The organism is Nitrobacter vulgaris, assembly GCF_031453995.1.
Lineage (GTDB): Bacteria > Pseudomonadota > Alphaproteobacteria > Rhizobiales > Xanthobacteraceae > Nitrobacter > Nitrobacter vulgaris.
The window spans coordinates 1-1531 of sequence record NZ_JAVDPZ010000089.1; the positions used below are offsets into that span (position 1 = coordinate 1).

At 58.2% G+C, this 1531-nt stretch carries 1 protein-coding gene and 2 pseudogenes; 1 reads left to right on the forward strand and 2 read right to left on the reverse strand.

What is annotated here, in order from left to right; all coding sequences use genetic code 11:
- Window positions 1–95: 95 nt before the first annotated feature.
- Window positions 96–556 (forward strand): annotated as a pseudogene (locus tag GGQ85_RS20685) (transposase); the annotation flags it as partial.
- A 225-nt stretch (window positions 557–781) separates the two neighbouring features.
- On the opposite strand, the pseudogene GGQ85_RS20690 reads toward GGQ85_RS20685, so the two are convergent.
- Together GGQ85_RS20690 and GGQ85_RS20695 are read right to left on the reverse strand one after the other, a co-directional pair.
- Window positions 782–975: pseudogene (locus tag GGQ85_RS20690) on the reverse strand (IS3-like element ISMamg1 family transposase); the annotation flags it as partial.
- A gap of 227 nt (window positions 976–1202) precedes the next feature.
- Window positions 1203–1531 (reverse strand): EAL domain-containing protein (locus tag GGQ85_RS20695; RefSeq protein WP_309776085.1); only part of this gene is annotated, 329 nt, incomplete at its 5' end.

Genomic DNA, 1531 nt, shown 5'->3' on the forward strand with positions numbered 1-1531 from the left:
GAAAAGCGCGCTTCGCGAGCGGCCTCTGCCGCGCCCAGACTGGCCTGCTTTTACTCCGCCTCCGTGGCTTGGTTTTGCTCCGCCGTTGACACAGCCTGATCCGACAGCGGAACGAGATTGAGACACAGGCCGACGAACTGCTTCGGCACAGCCAGGATTATCAGCTCCTGCGGCAAATCCCCGGCATCGGGCCGATCAATGCACTGACGGCCATTGCCGACGCCGGAGATCTTCGCCGCTTCCACCACCATCGCCAGTTTCTCAAGTTCTGCGGACTGGATCGGTCGACCCAGCGGTCCGGCCAATATCGCGGCCAGACCCGGCTTTCGAAGTTTGGCAATGCCAGGCTGCGCCGCACCCTACGAACGCTACATCGCTAGAGATCGCGACAATCCCGATCTGCGCCGCAAGGCGATGACCGCTATTACCGCCAAGATGGCGCGCGTCGTGCACGCCGTTGTCAAAAGCGGTTCCGATTACCGGCCCTTCGTCGAGGGGCGGGTGCCAGGTGGAACAACCTCTGTCAGCTAGGGCCGTGAGGGCATCTGTTCGATGACCCTGTAGATAATGTTCGGGTCTTCCGCCTGGATCAGAAGCTCGTGTTGAGGACAGTAAGGGCCGCCTTCGTGCGGACCCTGTGTTTGCTATGGACGAGACCTTTTCCTTTACCGGCGGAAGCCGCCTGGTTCGATTACGCAACTTGACCAGCGTCATGCAGCGAGAGCATGCTAGCGAACAGAGAGACTTTGACTGCTTTCTCTATTTCCTTCGCTCTTAGGACGTTGTCGGAGACGATCGTGGGGGGCCGGCCGCGCCAGCGGATGATGGCGTTCAGTTCACGCACGACGCGCAGGCCGGAAAGCGATATATCGGCGATCAGTGCAGGCACTCCCGCGTATAGTCGTCGACCACGGCGAGCACCCGGAAGCGACAGCCGTCGGTGAAGATGTCGGAGAAGAAGGCCAGGCTCCACCTTGCGTCGGCACGGATCTTCCTCTTTCGGGACGGATTGTCCAGCTTGCTATGATTGCTCGACGCTTCCCCCGAAAGGCCGTCCGCACCGAGTTGCTAAAGAGAGCTTCGCCTGGTCCGCAAATCCGAGCCAGATCCTACGCTGGGAGCGCTACCATCAAAAGGACTCGTCTATCAAAGGAAGTCCTTTGAACGCCGATCAACGGCCGTTCCCGTAGTGATAAAGCATTCTAAACGTAATTATTGAAGCGCACATCATCGCTATATCTCGACCTGCGCAACAGCTGGAGCAGCACGTAAGGCAAGCGTTCCATCGTACAGGCTTTGGAAAAATACCAACCCTGAAGGCCGTCGGCACCGAGTTGCTGAAGAAGCGTCGCCTGCTCTTCAGTCTCGATTCCCTCAGCCGTTACGGATTTACCGAGAGCATGGGCGATATCAATAATACCTTTGACAAGGACCAGGTCTTCTCCACTCGCTGGTAGGCTGGAAATGAACCCTCGGTCTATTTTGACACGGTCGATCGGTATGCGCCGGAGATGGGTAAGGGACGCAAAGC